This window comes from Rhodoferax sp. PAMC 29310, assembly GCF_017948265.1.
GTDB lineage: Bacteria > Pseudomonadota > Gammaproteobacteria > Burkholderiales > Burkholderiaceae_C > Rhodoferax.
The window spans coordinates 2,638,587-2,654,979 of sequence record NZ_CP072852.1 but is presented as its reverse complement, the minus strand read 5'-3'; the positions used below and the strand labels follow the sequence as shown (position 1 = coordinate 2,654,979).

Below are 16,393 nucleotides of genomic sequence, written 5' to 3'. Positions count from 1 at the left end.
GCGATTATCGCGCAAATAACGAGTCCCAAAACCTTCAAATGGAGTGTTTCCTTTTACGCTGCATTGAATACGAAAGAAATACTCATGCGAACACAGGTTGCGATCATTGGTGCCGGTCCCTCGGGCCTGCTTTTAGGGCAGCTATTGCACAAGGCGGGCATTGACGCCATCATCGTCGAGCGCCAAAGCGGTGATTATGTTTTGAGCCGCATCCGCGCGGGAGTTTTGGAGCAGGTGTGCATTGACTTGCTGGACGAGGCGGGCGTGGGAGAACGCATGCACCAGGAGGGCTTGTTGCACACCGGCTTCGAAATGCTTTACGGTGGCCAACGCCACCGAATCGACATGAACCATCTGACGGGCGGAAAGAATGTGATGGTTTACGGGCAAACCGAGTTGACGCGCGACTTGATGGATGCCCGCACCAAGGCGGGTTTGCCCACTGTGTATGAAGTGAGCGATGTGGCTGTTCACGATTTCGACAGCCAGAAACCCCGTGTCACTTATCAGAAAGATGGCCAATCGCATGAAATTGAATGCGACTTCATTGCGGGTTGCGATGGCTTCCACGGTGTGTGTCGGGCCAGCATTCCACGCAGCTCTATCACCGAGTTTGAAAAGGTGTATCCCTTTGGATGGCTGGGGCTGCTCTCAGACACCCCACCGGTTCATGATGAACTGATTTACGTCAACAGCCCACGCGGCTTTGCCCTGTGTTCACAGCGCAGCCAAACCCGCAGCCGCTATTACCTGCAGGTGCCCTTGACAGACAAGGTCGATGAATGGACAGATGATGCGTTTTGGCAGGAGTTGCGCTTGCGCCTGGATGCACCCGGGCGGGAGCAACTGGTTACCGGCCCTTCGATTGAGAAAAGCATTGCGCCGCTGCGCAGCTTCGTGACTGAACCCATGCGCTTTGGCCGCATGTTTCTGGCCGGAGATGCGGCGCACATCGTTCCCCCCACCGGGGCCAAGGGATTGAACCTTGCTGCGACCGACGTGAAATACTTGTCCAGCGCGCTGATTGAGTATTACCAGGAGAAGTCGAATGCGGGCATTGACAGTTACTCGGTGCGTTGTCTGAAGCGCATCTGGAAAGGAGAGCGTTTCTCCTGGTGGTTCACGCAGTTGATGCACCGGTTTCCGGACCAAGGTGCCATGGCGTCCCGTCTGCAGGAGGCTGAGTTGGACTACCTCCTCAACTCCGAGGCTGGTTCGCGAACCATTGCAGAAAATTATGTCGGGTTGCCTCTAGACTTCGACCTGTCATGAATTGTTCGAAGGCCGAGGCAGGGTTGCGGTGGCACACGCGGCCCCTATACTTCGCCAAATATGAGCCTCATTTCCGAGAACCTGCTGGACATGCCGCTGGGCGATGAGCCCGGCCACCTGATCCGCCGCGCACAACAAATCGCTGTATCGACGTTTAACGAAGTGCACGGTCGCCGTGTGACGCCTGTTCAATACGCGATTCTCAAGACCTTGAATGACACCCCGGGTATTGACCAGGTCACCTTGGCCCAAATGATTGCACTGGACACGTCCACAACAGCAGACATTGCCGCGCGCCTGGAGGCCAAGGGATTGATCCTGAGGGCGATGTTGCCCAGGCGGCAGCGCAGTCTGTCGTTGACACCTGCAGGCGAAGCCATGTTGGCGGAACTTCGACCGGGCATTCATGTCATGTACGACGCAATGATGGCCCAGCTGACGTCAGAAGAGCAGCATGAGTTCATGCGACTTTTAAGAAAATTTGTCGATAGACGTGATACCGCTGAGCGACCGAAGGAAGGGTAGATCGCCAGGGGCATTCATAGCCGCTGACTGACGCCGCGGTCTTTCGGGTGACTAGGGTTTTCCCTGATCAAAAAGGGCTGTTGTCGCGAATCATCATTCCGTACAATGAATCATATTCAGTATACTGAATGATTGCTTGACTCTTTCCTATTCCTGCGGGGACTATCGCGGGACATCGCATCCCAAAAAGGACGATCTCATGTTTCTCAAAAACACCTGGTATGTGGCCTGTACGGCAGCTGAGTTGCAAGAAAAACCGCTGGGCCGCCAGATCTGCGGCGAGCGCATTGTGTTTTACCGGGCGCTGGACAACAAGGTGGCCGCCGTCGAAGATTTTTGCCCTCACCGGGGCGCGCCACTCTCCTTGGGGTATGTTTGCGAAGGCAAACTGGTCTGTGGGTACCACGGTCTGGAAATGGGCTGTGATGGGAAAACCATTGCCATGCCCGGCCAACGCGTCAGAGGGTTTCCAGCCATCCGCAGTTTTGCGGTGGTGGAGCGATTTGGTTTTATCTGGGTGTGGCCCGGTGGAGTGAATTTGAGTGATCCAGGCAAAATCCCTCACCTCGACTGGTACGACAACCCGGAATGGGCCTATGGCGGTGGTTTTTTTTACATCAACTGCGACTACCGCTTGATGGTCGACAACCTGATGGACTTGACCCACGAGACCTATGTGCACTCCAGCAGCATTGGCCAAAAAGAAATCGATGAAGTCCCTTGCCAGACCGTGGTGGAGGGTGACCTTGTCACGACCAGTCGACACATGACCAATATCATGGCGCCCCCATTTTGGAAGATGGCGCTGCGCGGGAATAAGTTGGCCGACGACATTCCTGTGGACCGTTGGCAGATTTGCCGTTTCACACCACCGAGCAATGTGATGATCGAAGTGGGCGTGGCTCACGCCGGAAATGGGGGCTACGACGCAGCGCCTGAACACAAGGTTGGCAGTGTGGTCGTGGACTTCATCACCCCGGAGACCGAGACGTCGATCTTGTATTTCTGGGGAATGGCGAGAAAGTTCAACCCCACCGATGCGGCGTTGACTGACTCGATTCGTGAGGGACAGCGGAAAATTTTCAGTGAGGACTTGCAGATGCTGGAGCTGCAGCAGAGGAATCTTCTGGCCCACCCGGATCGAGCGCTGCTCAAGCTCAATATTGACGCGGGCGGGGTCCAGTCCCGCAAGGTTCTGGATCGACTGCTCGAAGAAGAGCGTGCCGCAGCAATCGCCCTCGCTCCCGGAAATCCATCATGAGCAACGCACAGACTTTCACGGTACGGGTGGCGCGCAAGGTGATCGAGGCTGAGGACATTGCTACCTTTGAGCTGGTTGACGTCAATGGGGGGACTTTGCCGGCGTTTTCTGCGGGTGCGCACGTGGATGTGCATGCGCCGGGTGGTCTGACCCGTCAGTACTCTTTGTGCAATGACTCGGCAGAGACGCATCGCTACCAGATTGCGGTGTTGAACGACAGGGCTTCACGGGGGGGCTCGCGCGCCATGCACGAACGGGTCAAAGAAGGGTCATTGCTGGAGATCAGTCCGCCCAAGAATCATTTTCCGTTGGCGCATGGCGCCACCAAGAGCTTGCTGATGGCGGGCGGCATTGGCGTTACGCCCATTTTGTGCATGGCGGAGCGCTTGGCGGTGGTGGGTTCAGATTTTGAGATGCACTACAGCACTCGTTCACCGGCCCGCACCGCTTTTTATGACCGGATCCAAGGCTCTGATTTCGCCAGCCGGGTGCACTTCCACCATGACGATGGCGACACCACGCAAGCGTTGAACATCAATGAACTTCTCAGGGCACCTCAGGATAACTGTCATCTCTATGTGTGTGGCCCCAAGGGCTTCATGGACGCCGTGCTCGGTGCCGCCCGTGCCAACGCCTGGCCGGAAAGTCAGCTGCACTATGAGTTTTTCTCCGCAGATGTCACGGCTTCGGAGAGTGACCTTGGCTTTGATATCAAGCTGGCAAGCTCAGGTCGCATGATCAAGGTGGCCAAGGATCAAACGGTGACGCAGGCCTTGTCCGCAGCCGGCGTTGAGGTCCAAACATCCTGCGAGCAAGGCGTTTGTGGAACCTGTTTGACACGCATCCTTGAAGGCGTCCCGGATCACAAAGACATGTACCTGACGCCCGAAGAGCAGGCGGCCAATGATCAATTCACACCTTGCTGCTCACGCTCAAAAACCGCGGTACTGGTTCTGGATCTCTAGTCCCGACTTTTGCATCAACCCGAAATGGCTGCCTGGCAGCCATTTCGGCGACCTGTTTCATTCACCAGGGAGGCCTTATGGCACATGAAGCTATCAGTACTATTCAGGACGAACACGGCGCGCTGGCCGCCATGTTGCGATCCATCGGCATGATGATTGAGCGGGGTCCCGGCAATGAGCCAGAGCGGTTCTTTGACACGTTGAGGGCGATGCTGTTCTACATCGATGAGTTCCCCGAGAAGTTGCACCACCCCAAAGAGTCGGAACTCCTGTTCCCGTTGGTCGCCGAACTGGCACCAGAAACCCGGACCACCATCGACCACCTTGAAAAGGACCATGTACGAGGTGAGTCGAGCGTGCGCGAATTGCAACATTTGCTGATGGCTTGGGAGTTGCTTGGAGAGTCACGTCGTACGCCCTTTGAAGTGGCAGCCCAAAAGTACATTGCCTTCTACTTGGAGCATATGCGGCTGGAGGAGACCATCGTTCTCCCCGCTGCAAAGAAAGTTCTCGACGCGACGCACTGGAAGGCGGTTGACGCTGCATTTGCCACCAATTGCGACCCGCTGACGGGGAAGTACGCCCGCGATCCGGTTTACGACCGACTGTTTACCAAAATCGTGACCCAGGCACCGGCTCCAATCGGCCTGGGACGCAGCGGAGCCTAGGCGCGGGTGCCGCAATAGTGACTGCCGGTGGCATGAACAAAATCTACTTGATCACTCTTGATCAGACGGCTTGATTGCAGGACAAAGCTGACTTGGCAATGCTCTGGCGTGTGCCAAGGAAAATCCAAAGCCGGATTTTTCTATGTACCCAAGGTGGACGAGGACCCGGTCAGTTTGGAAAGCCTGCTTTGAATACTGCTTTGAAGGGGGAAATGCCAGCTGGCCAGGTCTGAGATGGGTAGAAGGCCAGTCAGGCCGGAGCGCCGCTCAAACGAGAAAATGTCCTTGCGGGCAAAGATGACGAATGACGGGGCGATGGGGAGGGTTCGTCGAGAATCCGGACAGTTGGCCTTTTTGGTCGCCTAAACCTGCATATTCATGATGTCTGTATAGGCTTGCACCATTCGGTTTCGCACATGGAGTGTGGCCTGGAAGCCAATTTGGGCCTTTTGAATGGCCACCATGGTTTCCTCCAGGCTAACTTTCGGGTTCTCCATCTGCACCTCTCGCTGCAGCTGGCTCGCGTCATTTTGTGCCGCGCTTACCGTGCCCAGGGCGCCTTTCAAAGCGCCAGCAAAGCCGCCGTCGACCGCTCCGGCGCCTTGACGCGAGGCAATGCCTGCGGCCGAAGCGGGCCGGATCGCCGTTGGCATTGTGGTGGGGTTTAGTCTGAGTTCCATATTTTCTTGTCCCTGAAAAGAGGGTGTGATGGATGCTATCGCCGCATGTTTGTAAACATTAATTTGAATTGAGGGGGAAAAGCCGGTCTTTTCATCCTAATGTTCTGGAGGTGGCGCAGAATAATCGTTCGCATCAGTGGCCCGATGCCGTGTCACTACCTACTGGATTAATGAGATGGTCACCGCCTCCGCAATACCGTTGAACCCTTCGCTCGCTGGTCGACTCTCCGGGTTGGATCAGTCGCAACGCTTGCGCCTGGCGTTGGGTGTCGTGTTGTTTCTGGCCATAGGAATTATCGGGATTGTGATGGGGCGTCAGGCTGAGTGGCGCGTCCTCTATTCCAATTTGGCTGACAAAGACGGCGGGGCCATCGTGGCCCAGTTGTCTCAAATGAATATTCCATACAAACATTCAGACGGCGGCGGTTCGATTCTGGTTCCTGCCGACAAGGTGTATGACACCCGCTTGCGTTTGGCCTCTCAGGGATTGCCAAAGGGCGCGGTGACTGGATTTGAGGCCATGGAGTCGAATCGGTTTGGCATGACTCAGTTTCAAGAGCGGCTGACGTTTCAGCGAGGCTTGGAGGGAGAGTTGACACGATCAATACAGGCGCTGTCTTCAGTGCAAAGTGCCCGTGTTCACTTGGCGTTGCCCAATCAAAATGGTTTCTTTAGAGAGCAGCAGAAGCCTTCTGCGTCGGTGCTTCTGAGTTTGAACGTGGGGCGAACCCTGGATCGATCGCAACTGGCCGGTATTGTTCACCTTGTCTCGTCGAGCGTGCCAGAGATGAACCCGACATCGGTCAGCGTGCTGGATGACACTGGAAAGCTATTGTCGACTCCACCGGAGGGCGCACTTGGAGGTGCCGGTGGTGATGCTCAGCAAATGCAGTACGTGCAGCAGCTTGAGCAGCTCTACACGCAACGCATTCTGGATATTCTGGAGCCCGTTGTTGGGCGCGGCAACGTCAAGGCGCAGGTGACTGCAGAACTTGACTTCAGCCAGACGGAATCGACGTCTGAATCTCACAAGCCGAATCAGGAGTTGAACTCTTCGGTGATTCGGAGTCAGCAGATCTCTGAAAGTGGCGCAGGCATTGGAGCATCTACGCCGGCAGGCGTGCCGGGGGCCGCATCAAATCAACCGCCGGGGCAAGCGTCAGCGCCCATCAATGGCACGGCGCAAGCCTTGGCTGCTGGCGGAGGGGGGGCAGGTGCGGGCGCTATAACTGGCGGGAAGCGAGACTCCATCATCAACTATGAAGTCGACAAGACCATTCGCGTTGTTCGCGGGGGCACGGGATCAGTCAAGCGACTCAGCGCCGCTGTGGTGATCAATCATCAAACGACGACTGACTCCAAAGGCAAGACCACGACGTCACCAATGACTGAAGCGCAAGTTGCGAGCATGACGGCATTGGTTCGTGAAACCATAGGTTTTAGTCAGGACAGAGGAGACTCTGTGAATCTGATGAATGCACCATTTGTGATCGATACACCGGTCGTGGTTGAGATTCCCCTTTGGCGCCAGCCTGAGTTGATTGACTTGGCTCGAAGCCTGGCCTGGCCTGTCGGAACCTTGTTGCTGGCTGCACTGGTGCTGCTTGGATTTGTTCGCCCGGCAATGAAGACATTGGCTAAACCGGTTGAGATGCTGCCCGCCGCAGCCAACCAGATCGACGCGATTGAAGGGGATGAGCCGGAGCGCCCACTCCTGGCTGCACCAAGTGCGTCGAACGGGGCTGTTGGCCCGACATCTGCCGAGTTGGCCTTGGAGGATGCGCGCAAGCTGACACGTGATAACCCAGAAGCGGTCGCAAACATTGTTAAATCTTGGATGAATAATGAAGTACCTGCCTAAACCAAAAGAACCAAGGGTGCGTCATGTCTGATTCAGACGGACTCGAGGATGCTGCGATATTGATGATGTCTCTTGGAGAGGCGGAAGCTTCTGAGGTTTTCAAACATCTGTCACCGAAAGAAGTGCAAAAACTGGGCGAGGCCATTGCCAAAACAAGGGCGGTCACTCGCGAGCGCCTGGATGGCGTGGTCGAAAAATTCACGGGTGTTGCAGCCGCGCAAAGCCTCTTGGTGTCGAATTCTGGCGATTACGTTCGCTCGGTTCTGAAGCGCGCGTTGGGCGATGACAAGGCAGCACTGCTCATCGACCGGATTTTGCAGGGCGGCGATGTTTCGGGAATTGAGAGCCTGAAGTGGATGGAGCCATCGTCCGTCGCGGAGCTTCTTCGCAATGAGCACCCCCAGATCGTGGCCGCGATCCTGGTTCACCTGGACTTTGACCAGGCCGCAGATGTGCTCAAGTTTTTTGTGGAGCGCCAAAGAAACGAAGTCATGTTGCGAGTTGCCACCATGGAGGGTATCCAGCCATCTGCCTTGAAGGACCTGAATGAGGTTCTCTTTAACGTGCTGGCGGGCGGTGACAAGGTAAGGAAGTCCTCCTTGGGTGGTGTCAAGACCGCAGCCGAGATGATTAACCTGATGGGTACGGCCATTGAAGGGACGGTGATTGAGTCGATTCGCAACCATGACCCCGACTTGGCTCAAAAAATCATGGACAAAATGTTCGTTTTCGACGACGTCATGAAGCTTGATGACAAGGCCATTCAGACTGTGTTGAAAGAAGTGTCCTCTGACGTGTTGATCGTGGCGCTGAAGGGGGCCCAGCCAGAGTTGAAAGAGAAGTTTCTTGCCAATATGTCGTCTCGGGCCGCCGAAACATTGCGCGAAGACCTGGAGTCAAGAGGGCCAATGCGCTTGTCGGAAGTCGAGGTACAACAAAAAGAAATTCTCAAAACCGTCCGACGGTTGGCCGACGAGGGCACGATTGTGATTGGCGGTGGCGGTGATGATGCGATGGTCTAGCTATGCGTAATTACTCCCGCTTTATTCCAGGTGAAGAGATTGACTCCTTTAAGCAGTGGGACTTTGGAGCGGTGGATTCCGCCGCCTTGCTTTTGGCTGCAAAAGCAAAGGAGGAGGAAAACTCAGTCGAGTCGGGAAAGGATGACGCTCTGACCCAGCAGGGCTACGCCCAGGGCTATGCGGAGGGCTTTGTCCAAGGTCAAGCACAGCTGAGGTTGGAAGCCCAGCGCCAAATCAGTGAATTCGTTGACCAGCAGGGGCAAGAGGCGAGTGAGAGGTTTTTGGCGTTGTTTGCCAATGCTCAGGCGCAACTGATGGAGTCCGAGCAGGTGATTGCCCAGGGCGTTCTTGAGCTCGCATGCGAGTTAGCCCGTCAAGTGATCCGTCAGGAAATATCCGTCAATCCCAATGTTTTGCAACCGGTGATTCGAGAGGCCATGGGCTTGTTGGGCGTTGAAACCAAGGCCGCAGTGGTTCGACTGAGTCCCGCTGATTTTGAGGTGTTGGAGGATCCGGTGCGGACTGAGTTCGCGGCCATGTCTCTGACCCTTGTGGCAGATTCGAACCTGTCAGCAGGAGGCTGCTTGATCGAGTCGGCTGGAACCGTGATCGATGGGCGCATAGAAAAACGTTGGAGCCAGGTTGTGGCTTCCTTGGGGTTGAATCAAGCATGGGGGGATGGTGATGAGCCCGCTTGAAGGCGCCGCCAAGTGGCAGAGTTTTTTTGAAGATGCCGGGCGGCGAATCTCGAACGCCCGCGCACAGGAGGTGCGAGGAACGCTGACAAGGTTGACCGGTTTGGTGTTGGAAGCTGTAGGCGTTCGGGAGCCAGTGGGCTCGCAATGTCTGGTCTCGATGCCATCGCGTCCGCCTGTCCTGGCTGAGGTCGTCGGATTTTCGAATGATCGAGCCTACTTGATGCCGGCTGGAGACGTTCACGGATTGTCTAGCGGCGCCAGTGTCGTGCCAGCACCACCCTACATTCCAGCTCCCAGACTTGGGGAGCGTCGACAGTCCGATCGGAATGCCGGTTACGGTGTATTGCGACTGCCCTTGGGTGACGGTTTGTTGGGTCGTGTGGTTGATGCTCATGGTTCTCCGATGGATCGCAAGGGCCCGGTTGAGGGGGTCAATGCCCGCCCATTGGATCGAACCCCTATCAACGCGATGGACCGGGCACCTGTGCGTGAAATCCTCGACACAGGGGTGAGTGCGATCAATGCCTTGTTGACAGTTGGAAGAGGTCAACGCATCGGTTTGTTTGCAGGATCTGGCGTTGGCAAGAGCGTTTTGCTTGGCATGATGGCGCGCTATACGCAGGCTGATGTGATTGTGGTTGGCTTAATTGGTGAGCGCGGGCGTGAGGTCAAAGAATTCATCGAAGATATTTTGGGTGAGGAGGGTCGAGCACGGTCGGTGGTTGTTGCTGCGCCCGCCGATGCGCCGCCGCTGTTGCGCATGCAGGGCGCTGCGTATGCCACAGCAATCGCGGAGTCTTTTAGGGACAAAGGAAAGCACGTCTTGCTGTTGATGGATTCGTTGACCCGCTATGCCATGGCGCAGCGCGAGATTGCGTTGGCGATTGGTGAGCCCCCTGCGACCAAAGGGTATCCGCCCTCGTGCTTTGCCAAGTTGCCACAGTTGGTCGAGCGCAGTGGCAATGGCTTGCACGGGATTGGATCCATCACGGCGTTCTACACCGTGTTGTCGGAAGGGGACGATCAGCAAGACCCGATTGCAGATGCCGCGCGGGCCATTTTGGACGGACACATCGTGTTGTCTCGCTCGCTGGCGGAGGCGGGACATTTCCCCGCAATTGACATTGAGCAGTCTGCGTCGCGTGTCATGAGCAATGTGGTGTCGCGCGAGCATTTCGAAACTGCCCGTCGCTTCAAAGCCATTCACTCCCGCTACGAAAAAGGTCGCGATTTGATTCAAATTGGCGCCTATGCAGTCGGGTCTGATCCAGCGCTTGATGAGGCTATCAAGCGGCATGATGGTATGGCGAGTTTTCTCCAGCAGGACATGTTCACGGCAGTTCCGATGAGCGAGAGTGTCATGGGGATGGCTTTCGCCATCGACGGTGCGAGGGCTGCCTCATGAGAGCTAGGGCCGTGAGGAGATCGATATGTCAATCTTGAACAGTTTGTCCTTGGCAATCGATCTGGCGACACGCAAGAAAGATCAGGCCGTCATGGTGCTTCAGCATTTGCAGCGCATGCACGAGGCCAATCAAAATCAAATGGGGCAGCTTGAAAGCTACGCAGCCGAAACCGAGCATAAATGGGCCGTGACGGCACAAGCAGGGTCGACACCGGAATTGATGGGTCATCACTACCAGTTCATGGCTCGTTTGCACCATGCGATCAGTTTGCAGCAGGATGTTTTGGGCGGATCCGCCCAGAAAGTAGAAGCCGCGCGGCGGTTGACTATGGACGGTGAGCTTCGGTTGGCAAGTTTGCGCCTTGTTTTGAAGAAAAAGAAAGCTGACCTGGGTCAACTCCAGGGTCGGCGCGAGCAGAAGCAAATGGACGAGTTTGCGGCCGTGCAAAGCCGGCGAATGCTGAATTTGAATTAGATCGGAGAATGACCATGAGTATTGATCAAGCTGGTATGGCTGCGGGCCAAAAGGCGGCTGCAACATCGGACAGCCGGCCGAGCAAGGGAGGAGCGGTTGCCGCCACTGACGCCGGCGACACCCCACAGGGCGGATTTGCCTCGTTGTTGAGCGCCTTGGCAGTGCCGGTTGAGCCGCCGGTCGTAGCGGCGGGGCCGACAGCGCTCGCCCTCAACGACGAAGAGGATCTGAAGGACGGGGTGCCAGTTCTGGGTCTTGAATTGCCCGGCAACCTGATAGCCCCGCCTAGCCTGGTTGGCAGCAAAGTAGACATCACCTCCCTGGCCGATCAACCGGTACTGGTCGAAAGTGATGGACTGAATTCAGTGAGGCTTGCCTCTTCCGGTGTTGACAAGGTTAGCAAGCATGTCAATGCTCAGGGTGCCGATCACCTTGCGCCAGATGTTGGGAAGCTGGCGGGTGCAGAGGTTGAGTTGGCAGCAAACGTAGCCAAGGTCGCGACTTCCGACGAGGCGTTGCGCCAGGAACCCTTGGTTCAAAAGGCAGTGCAAGCACGGCGAGCTTTGGGTGTTGACCTTCAAGCGGAGGCCGCCAATGCGCGGTTGGAGGCTAAGGCAGTGAAGTCAGTGGCTGAATTTGAAGTTGGCCTCAAAGACGCGATGCAGGTCAAGTTGTCTAGCGCCGGGGAGTTGGCTGCACGACTTTTGGAGCCAGCGGAGCGGCCCCGAGGAAAGTCGTTTGGGGTGACTGGTAGCGCTGGTGCTGAAGCGGGCTGGGCCCAGTATGCCCACCACGCGAGAAGCGCAGGGGACATCACGCCAAGTTTCACCATACCAGCGACCGCGCCTGCACAAATGCAGGTGGCGGATAAGGTGAGCTACTGGGTCACTCAGGGCATACAAAATGCGGAGCTGAAACTGGAGGGGTTTGGGGACGAACCCGTTGAAATCAGTATTCTTCTCAAAGGAGGGGAGGTTCGAGTTGATTTTCGAAGCGACCAACCTGAGGTTAGGCAGATGCTGGAGGGGGCATTGGGACAATTAAAGGAGTCACTCCAGCGCGAGGGGGTCCTTCTGTCCGGAGTAACCGTGGGAGGCTCAGGCTCTGAGGGGGGGGGGCGTCAGGAGTCACGCAAAGATTCTGGCGCAAATCAAAAACGAGAGGCGGAGCATTTGAAATCTGAAGTGCGCATTCAACGGCCAGCAGCGTCAATTGGGCGGTCATTGGATCTCTTTGTATAGGCGATGCAGGCGAGTTGGGTGAAGTAGCACCAGTGATACACCGTCTTAGTCATGCTTCTTCTGCGGATAACCTTCTGGTTGTAGTGAATAATCAAGCCCAATTGATGAACCTAAGGAAATACAGTGGCCGAGAAACCGGGAAATAGTGATACTGTGAAAGCGCCAGCAAAGAGCAAAAAGATGCTGATTGTCATATTGGGTGTCGTTCTCGTGCTGGTTTTGGGAGGTGGCGGGGCATTTTTCTACATCAGCAAGCAGCGCGCCGCAGCCTACGATGAGGAGGGCGGCGCTCCTGCCAAAGCGGTTGAAGCGGCTCATAAGACGCCCCCCGTCTACTTGCCTTTGGATAATATGGTGGTGAATTTGGCCAACCCGGGTGGGGATAGGGTTGCACAGGTCGGAATCACGCTTGAGGTTCGGGATGCGAAAGCGTCTGATTCGGTGAAGGTCTACCTGCCCGCTATTCGCAGCGGAATTTTGCTGATTATTTCTCAACGGACGGCTGAGCAACTATTGTCACCAGAGGGGAAAGTGGGTCTCGCCAAAGCCATTGTGAAGGAGGCTTCGATTCCTTTTGGTGGTGGGCAAGAGGTCGAGGAGGAAGAGGCCCCAGTTTCCAAGAAGACGAAATCAAAACGCGCCCCGGTTGTTGAATACCCGGTGGTTGCCGTGCTGTTTTCCAGTTTCATTGTTCAATAGCAGGCTGGCAGGTGCTTGGCTATGAGTGAATCGTTTCTATCTCAAGAGGAGGTTGATGCCCTGCTTGAGGGCGTAACGGGCGAAAGTCAAAAGCTGACTGAGGAGGTGCTGGAGAGCGGCGAGGTTCGTCCCTACAACATTTCGAGCCAGGAGAGAATCGTTCGTGGGCGCATGCCAACGATGGAAATCGTCAATGAACGGTTTGCACGAAATTTGAGAGTGGGTCTCTTTAACTTCATCCGGCGCAGCCCTGAAATCTCTGTGGGACCGGTGACGGTTCAGCGGTACAGCGCGTTTTTGAGGGAGTTGGCAGTGCCAACCAACTTCAATATTGTGGCGATTCGCCCGCTGCGAGGCAGCGGCTTGATTGTTTGCGAGCCGGCGCTGGTGTTTGGCGTGATTGAGTCGCTCTACGGTGGGGCTGGAAAGTTTCAGACGCGAATTGAGGGACGCGATTTTTCCGCCACGGAGCAAAGAGTGATCAACCGGTTGGTCCATGTGATCACCGAGGAGTACAAAAAGGCGTGGACAGGCATTTATCCCCTTGAGTTGGACTACCAGCGTTCGGAAATGCAGCCCCAGTTTGCCAACGTTGCCACCCCAAGCGAGATTGTCATCTCCACCTCTTTCCAACTTGAAATAGGGGAGATCACTGGAGCGGTTCATTTTTGCATGCCGTATGCAACGCTCGAGCCCATCCGGGACGTGTTGTATTCGTCAACACAGGGAGACTCAATTGAGGTTGACCGACGTTGGGTCAATGTGTTGACCCAGGAAATTCAGGCGGTGGAGGTCGTATTGGTGGCAGAGCTGGCTTCTGCTGATGCGACGGTGGAGCAATTACTTGCCATGAAGGCCGGTGATTTCATCGAGCTGGATCGTAAGCAGCGCATTCAGGCAACGATCGATGGCGTTCCGATTTTTGAATGTCAATACGGAACGCACAACGCCAAATATGCACTCAAGATTGAGCGAAATTTGAGAGGCAAGGACTACAACTGGAAAGGTAGATAGCAATGGCAACAGATGATAAACCCGCAGAAGATGACGGTATGGCGGACTGGGCCGAGGCGCTTTTGGAGCAGAAAAGCTCCGACGACGGCGCAGCAGATGCCTCTGGAGGGGTGTTGTCCGGCGACGCTCCCCGCTCCTTTTCGTCTTCGCAAAGTGACGCACCCATCCAAGACATTAATATGGTGTTGGATATTCCCGTTCTGCTCTCGGTGGAGCTTGGGCGCACTAAGGTGCCCATCAAACACATACTTCAACTGGGTCAGGGCTCAGTCGTCGAGCTGGACGCGATGGCCGGTGAGCCAATGGATGTGCTGGTGAACGGCTATTTGATTGCCCAGGGTGAAGTGGTGGTGGTGAATGATAAGTTTGGCATTCGCTTGACCGACGTGGTCACGCCATCAGAACGATTGCGTCGCGTCAGCAAGGGATGAGCAGCGCCATGAATCAAACCCTTCTTTCGGTGGGTTTGTTTGTATTGTTGCTGGCTGCAGTGCCGTTCGCGATTAAGTGGATTCAACGGCGTGCTCCGGGCGGAATGGCGTCTGCAAAAAACCTCAGCTTGGTGTCTGCTGTTGCCGTCGGCCCACATCAGCGCGTGGTCACGGTGGAGACGGGGCCGGAGGGAGCCCGGGTGTTGCTGACCTTGGGTGTGACGGCTCAGTCCATCACCGCGTTGCACGTCGCGCCCTTGGGCTCCTCAGAAAAGCATCCATCAGTTTCTTTGTCGAATTCGGACACTCGGCCATGAGTATTCCTTTGTTCCCCCTTCTGATGACTGTCGCTCTTAGGCGGCATCGGCGGGCTTTTGTCACCATACTGCTCAGCGCGATGGCGGTTTTGTTTCAAACGGATGCTGCAGCTCAAGCGGCGGGCCAACTTCCGCTGCTAATTGGAACAGGCGGAGGGGGAACGAGCTATTCCGTTCCCATCCAAACCTTGCTTTTTTTTACGGCACTGTCATTTCTGCCTGCTGTTTTGTTGATGATGACGGGATTCACTCGCATCGTTATCGTTCTGTCCTTGTTGCGGCAGGCGTTGGGTACGCAATCCGCGCCGCCAAACCAGGTTGTAGTGGGCCTATCGTTGTTTTTGACTATGTTTGTGATGGGACCAACGTTGGACAAGGTTTACAGTGAAGCTTACTTGCCCTATACGAATAGTGGGTTGCCATTCGATCAGGCCATCGCAAAGGCCGAAGAACCGCTTCGCCAATTTATGACCAAGCAAACCCGGCAAAGCGACCTGGCTTTGTTTGTCCGGTTGGCGAAGCTTGAGCCTGGGGCGACAGCGCAATCTGTCCCCATGCGTGTGCTTGTTCCTGCATTTGTAACCAGTGAGCTCAAGTCTGCCTTTCAAATCGGATTTATGATTTTTATTCCGTTTCTCGTCATTGATATCGTTGTGGCCAGCGTTTTGATGTCACTAGGAATGATGATGCTGTCCCCTGTGTTGGTCGCACTTCCGTTCAAGCTCATGCTCTTTGTATTGGCTGACGGATGGAATTTGTTGATTGGTTCGTTGGCAGCCAGCTTTGTCACTTAGGGTAGATCAATGAACGCACAAATGGTACTGACGATGGGGCAGGAGGCGCTGATCATGCTGTTGATGGTGTCCTCCCCTGTACTTGGTGCTGTACTGATTGTGGGCTTGCTCGTCAGCCTTTTTCAGGCGGTTACTCAGATCAATGAGGCAACATTGGCGTTCGTCCCAAAACTCGTCGCGGCGATTGCCGTTTTTGCAGTGGCGGGCCCGTGGATGTTGAATATGTTGATTGAGTACATTCGGCGGACAATCGAGGCGATTCCGTCCGTCGTGATTTAGCGCACATGCTGTCATCGTGATTACATTGACTGAAGCCCAGTTGATGGAGTGGATTTCTCCTATCATCTGGCCGTTCCTTCGGGTCTTGGCTGTTTTTACGGCAGCCCCCATCTTCTCGTCCAAAGGGTTCCCGGTTCGAGCTCGAATTGCCTTGGCATTTCTCATCGCCCTTGCCGCTGGGCCTAGCCTTGAAGGGCAGGCGGTCATTAGCATTGGCGGCCCTGATGCGATTGGCGCGGTGGTTCAGCAGGTCGGCGTAGGCTTGTCTATTGGATTTGCTGTCCGAGTCATCTTCGCTGCGGTCGAGTTGGCGGGCGAGGTGGTCGGATTTCAAATGGGGCTGGGCTTCGCGTCATTTTTTAACCCCGCGTTGAACAATCAATCAAGTGCGGTGGGACGTTTTTTTGGCCACATGGCCGCTTTTCTTTTCGTGGTCATGAATGGACATTTGCTCCTTCTCATGGCGGTGATCAAAAGCTTTCACGCTTTCCCGGTCGATCAAAATTTTCTTGAAGTATTGAAAATTACCCGGCTCTTCGAGCTTGGGGCCGACGTGTTTGCAAGCGGATTGTGGATTGCACTGCCGATGATTGGAATGTTGATGTTCGTTAACTTGGCGCTCGGCATCATCTCTCGGGTGGCGCCTCAGATGAATATCTATGCGATTGGATTTCCCATTACCTTAACCGTCGGTCTGGTTGGTATCGCAGCAACCTTGCCCATGCTTGAGCACCCGTTCTCAGCGCTGATGGAGCGAGTGATCACTTTGTTTGTCCGGCCTTGATG

At 55.4% G+C, this 16,393-nt stretch carries 19 protein-coding genes; 18 read left to right on the top strand and 1 reads right to left on the bottom strand.

What is annotated here, in order from left to right; translation table 11 throughout:
• Window positions 1–84 precede the first annotated feature (84 nt).
• From pobA to J8G15_RS12180, 5 genes are all read left to right on the top strand, one after another.
• On the top strand, window positions 85–1,272 hold the full coding sequence (gene pobA / locus J8G15_RS12200; RefSeq protein WP_210542272.1) for a 4-hydroxybenzoate 3-monooxygenase: 1,188 nt from the start codon (window positions 85–87) through the stop codon (window positions 1,270–1,272).
• A gap of 60 nt (window positions 1,273–1,332) precedes the next feature.
• Window positions 1,333–1,797 carry a MarR family winged helix-turn-helix transcriptional regulator gene (locus J8G15_RS12195; protein ID WP_210542271.1) on the top strand — a complete coding sequence of 155 codons (465 nt, stop codon included), beginning with the start codon at window positions 1,333–1,335 and terminating at the stop codon, window positions 1,795–1,797.
• Window positions 1,798–1,996: 199 nt separating this feature from the next.
• Window positions 1,997–3,058 carry an aromatic ring-hydroxylating dioxygenase subunit alpha gene (locus tag J8G15_RS12190; protein WP_210542270.1) on the top strand — a complete coding sequence of 354 codons (1,062 nt, stop codon included), beginning with the start codon at window positions 1,997–1,999 and terminating at the stop codon, window positions 3,056–3,058.
• Window positions 3,055–4,023, top strand: a complete 969-nt coding sequence (locus J8G15_RS12185; protein ID WP_210542269.1) for a PDR/VanB family oxidoreductase — start codon at window positions 3,055–3,057, stop codon at window positions 4,021–4,023. The genes J8G15_RS12190 and J8G15_RS12185 overlap by 4 nt, the downstream gene beginning before the upstream one ends.
• 77 nt (window positions 4,024–4,100) lie before the next feature.
• The gene (locus J8G15_RS12180) at window positions 4,101–4,691 is read left to right on the top strand and encodes a hemerythrin domain-containing protein (protein ID WP_210542268.1); all 591 of its coding nucleotides are present in this window, start codon (window positions 4,101–4,103) and stop codon (window positions 4,689–4,691) included.
• 362 nt (window positions 4,692–5,053) lie between these two features.
• On the opposite strand, the gene fliE is transcribed toward J8G15_RS12180, so the two are convergent.
• Entirely contained in the window at window positions 5,054–5,371 is a 318-nt protein-coding gene (gene fliE / locus J8G15_RS12175; RefSeq protein WP_210542267.1) for a flagellar hook-basal body complex protein FliE, read from the bottom strand.
• A gap of 175 nt (window positions 5,372–5,546) precedes the next feature.
• Between fliE and fliF the strand changes: the two genes are divergently transcribed.
• The 13 genes from fliF (at window position 5,547) to fliR (ending at window position 16,391) form a co-directional block, all read left to right on the top strand.
• Window positions 5,547–7,232: a flagellar basal-body MS-ring/collar protein FliF gene (gene fliF, locus J8G15_RS12170; RefSeq protein ID WP_210542266.1), complete on the top strand. Its 1,686-nt coding sequence runs from the start codon at window positions 5,547–5,549 to the stop codon at window positions 7,230–7,232.
• 23 nt (window positions 7,233–7,255) lie between these two features.
• Window positions 7,256–8,254 carry a flagellar motor switch protein FliG gene (fliG, locus tag J8G15_RS12165; RefSeq protein ID WP_210542264.1) on the top strand — a complete coding sequence of 333 codons (999 nt, stop codon included), beginning with the start codon at window positions 7,256–7,258 and terminating at the stop codon, window positions 8,252–8,254.
• A 2-nt stretch (window positions 8,255–8,256) separates the two neighbouring features.
• Complete coding sequence (locus J8G15_RS12160; RefSeq protein WP_210542262.1) at window positions 8,257–8,952, top strand: flagellar assembly protein FliH; 696 nt, start codon at window positions 8,257–8,259, stop codon at window positions 8,950–8,952.
• Complete coding sequence (gene fliI / locus J8G15_RS12155) at window positions 8,939–10,357, top strand: flagellar protein export ATPase FliI (protein ID WP_210542260.1); 1,419 nt, start codon at window positions 8,939–8,941, stop codon at window positions 10,355–10,357. Before J8G15_RS12160 ends, fliI begins: the two co-directional genes overlap by 14 nt.
• A 25-nt stretch (window positions 10,358–10,382) precedes the next feature.
• The gene (gene fliJ / locus J8G15_RS12150) at window positions 10,383–10,832 is read left to right on the top strand and encodes a flagellar export protein FliJ (RefSeq protein ID WP_210542258.1); all 450 of its coding nucleotides are present in this window, start codon (window positions 10,383–10,385) and stop codon (window positions 10,830–10,832) included.
• Window positions 10,833–10,846: 14 nt separating this feature from the next.
• A complete protein-coding gene (locus J8G15_RS12145) occupies window positions 10,847–12,073 on the top strand; it encodes a flagellar hook-length control protein FliK (RefSeq protein ID WP_210542257.1) in 1,227 nt (408 codons plus the stop codon).
• 123 nt (window positions 12,074–12,196) lie between these two features.
• Window positions 12,197–12,772, top strand: a complete 576-nt coding sequence (fliL, locus tag J8G15_RS12140) for a flagellar basal body-associated protein FliL (protein WP_240538260.1) — start codon at window positions 12,197–12,199, stop codon at window positions 12,770–12,772.
• Between the two features lie 21 nt (window positions 12,773–12,793).
• Entirely contained in the window at window positions 12,794–13,786 is a 993-nt protein-coding gene (gene fliM, locus J8G15_RS12135) for a flagellar motor switch protein FliM (RefSeq protein ID WP_210542256.1), read from the top strand.
• Between the two features lie 2 nt (window positions 13,787–13,788).
• Window positions 13,789–14,217, top strand: a complete 429-nt coding sequence (gene fliN / locus J8G15_RS12130) for a flagellar motor switch protein FliN (RefSeq protein WP_210542255.1) — start codon at window positions 13,789–13,791, stop codon at window positions 14,215–14,217.
• 8 nt (window positions 14,218–14,225) lie between these two features.
• On the top strand, window positions 14,226–14,534 hold the full coding sequence (locus J8G15_RS12125; RefSeq protein ID WP_210542254.1) for a flagellar biosynthetic protein FliO: 309 nt from the start codon (window positions 14,226–14,228) through the stop codon (window positions 14,532–14,534).
• An 80-nt stretch (window positions 14,535–14,614) separates the two neighbouring features.
• A complete protein-coding gene (gene fliP / locus J8G15_RS12120; RefSeq protein ID WP_210547567.1) occupies window positions 14,615–15,328 on the top strand; it encodes a flagellar type III secretion system pore protein FliP in 714 nt (237 codons plus the stop codon).
• A gap of 9 nt (window positions 15,329–15,337) precedes the next feature.
• Window positions 15,338–15,607 (top strand): flagellar biosynthesis protein FliQ, encoded by a 270-nt coding sequence (gene fliQ / locus J8G15_RS12115; RefSeq protein WP_210542253.1) that lies wholly within the window; start codon window positions 15,338–15,340, stop codon window positions 15,605–15,607.
• A gap of 16 nt (window positions 15,608–15,623) precedes the next feature.
• Window positions 15,624–16,391 (top strand): flagellar biosynthetic protein FliR, encoded by a 768-nt coding sequence (gene fliR / locus J8G15_RS12110; protein WP_210542252.1) that lies wholly within the window; start codon window positions 15,624–15,626, stop codon window positions 16,389–16,391.
• Window positions 16,392–16,393 lie beyond the last annotated feature (2 nt).